Raw genomic sequence first — 2,182 nt, 5'->3', positions numbered from 1 at the left:
GGGTAATGATTCCCAAAACTGGGGGTGGCTATCGCCGTTACTCTCAACCTTACGTTATACTCAAGKGGTTCATAACTTTCCCTCTKTTTTTTCGCTCAGTTTTGACCTTGAGTCTCTCTGCCTTATCTGGTTGTCGAAGCCAGATGTTGAGACACATAGATAGTTATGGGATGGTCAGGGGTGCGAATCCCTTATATTCCACCAAGGGGTAGAAGTCCCACTAGGAGGTTATTTCAGGCATTGCAGCCCTATTTCACTCCTAAACGTCTCGCACGCTATATCAGCATCTAGCGCGTAGTATTCACCATTGTTAATACTCAGGTAAATCCTGCTTATTGCATCTTGGGCTGACCGTCCAGGACGGAACCCATAGCTAGTGCCCTCAAATCTCGATTCCCATTCCGGTTCGAGAGCCGACTTAACCAAGGCTTGCCTTGCTCTATCTTGGATTGTGGGTATGCCTAGCGGGCGTTTTTCATCCCTACCAGGTTTTGGAATCCACATCCTTCGCAGTGGTTTTGATTTGAGGTTTCCTTTGATTTTCTCGGTCATTTCTAGCCTTTGTTTAGGGGATATCGCTATCACACCATCTACTCCGGCTGTTTTCTTTCCTTGATTGTCCTGGGTCACTCGTCGCACTGCTAAGAGCCGGGCATAATACGATTTCACCAATAGACGTTGCAACCTTCTTACCTTTGCATCTTGTCCCGATTTAGCTGCTTGGAATATACTCTTTTGGAGCTTGAAAACTTTCCGTTGAACCTTAGTCCACGGGATTGCTCTCCATGCGTTGTTCGTAGTCTTGATTGGTTTGGGTTTACCAAATCCTTTCTTTAAACTCGCTATCGCCATTTTGACTCCTACTAGACTCTATTCTTACAATCAAACCGTGACCTGTTAGCATATCCCTACCATTACAGTCGGGCATTGGCTTCTGGTCACATCTCACATCCTCTAGGACTTGCGGTTACACTTATCCCTACTAACTACCTCGACCAGATAATTAGAGTCCAGGAGGACTTAAAACGTTCCGTTTATATGGGCATTCCATCTTTAGATTTGTCCTTTCCACCGAGGTACTTTTAAAGGTCTGTGTGGGTAGAGTGCAGAATCCCCCACTTTTCCCCTTGCCCTTTTGAGCGCAGCGTATCAACCTATTTCGCTACTTAATATTTACGATGGTTCAAGCCGGACATTCGGTTTCCCTAATCATGGATGGTTGGCAGTGGTCTCGATTCTGGTGTTGGGTTACACCTCGGAGCCTTCCGTTCCCCGCTTCAATCCTGGGGTTGTGGTTCCCAAAATTGGGGGTGGCTATCGCCGTTACTCTCTTTCGCAATTGTTAAGGAATCTTTAAGATTTCAGTTTTGCGTTTTGACCTTGAGTTCCCTGCCTTGTTTTGTATATTTCTATACCAAACGTTGGGACATATAAACAGTTATGGGGATGGTCAGGAGTGCGCTCCTTATATTCAACCAAGGGGTTGAAGTCCCCACCAGGCGGTTATTTCGGGTATTGCAACCCTATTTTATGCCTGAACGTCTCGCACCTGCCTATATATTCTACCATATATGGGTATTTCACACCTCCCGCTTGAGTTTGATTGACTAGGGCCAGCCCTAAACACTATAAATGCTAAAAAACGTACAGAAATTTGATGTGAACTGCTAGTTTATTATTGATGGTACTGGTCACTTAAGGTGGCAAGTCTCGAAAGCTCCTCAGAGAAAGCATTTGGCCAACACTCACCGCTCGTGAGGCGAAACCGAGCGCCATGGCAGGAGTCTCCCAACTCGACCATCGCGGTCTAACCCAATTATGGATTAAACGCTGTACCGAGAGTGCTCGATCGAGTCCTGATGGCGTTTTGGCGTAGAGATTTTGTCGGCGCCGAAAGGCACTACAACGACGACGTCAGGCAGCATTGTGTGCTTCACAGTGGTTGCCATGGACTTCGCTCTCGGCACTGATATAGCATTAGTCAATGCGGTTAGGACGCAGCCTTGAGAACAGAATCCATGGCATCATCGAGAGAATCAAACTGCTCACGTGCAATGGCGAATGCGGGCTTTCAACCACGACCAACATTTCTCTATCTTGTTGAGGTCTGGCGAATAAGGCCGAAGATAGAGTAAACGGCATTGAGCTGCCTCCACCAGTTCAGCCTGCCGCCCCCCTTTAT

1 protein-coding gene and 2 pseudogenes are annotated in these 2,182 nt (G+C 47.0%); all 3 read right to left on the bottom strand.

Going from position 1 to position 2,182, the window contains the following annotated elements; all coding sequences use genetic code 11:
• Positions 1 to 228: 228 nt before the first annotated feature.
• Positions 229 to 852, bottom strand: a complete 624-nt coding sequence (locus B9T16_RS28020) for a reverse transcriptase N-terminal domain-containing protein (protein ID WP_410246319.1) — start codon at positions 850 to 852, stop codon at positions 229 to 231.
• 843 nt (positions 853 to 1,695) lie between these two features.
• Positions 1,696 to 1,971, bottom strand: a pseudogene (locus tag B9T16_RS28015) (IS1 family transposase); the annotation flags it as partial.
• Positions 1,972 to 1,990: 19 nt separating this feature from the next.
• Positions 1,991 to 2,182: pseudogene (locus tag B9T16_RS28010) on the bottom strand (transposase); the annotation flags it as partial.

This window comes from Arthrospira sp. PCC 8006 (assembly GCF_046480465.1).
Classification (GTDB): domain Bacteria; phylum Cyanobacteriota; class Cyanobacteriia; order Cyanobacteriales; family Microcoleaceae; genus Limnospira; species Limnospira platensis.
This window is presented reverse-complemented; position numbering and strand designations above follow the sequence as displayed.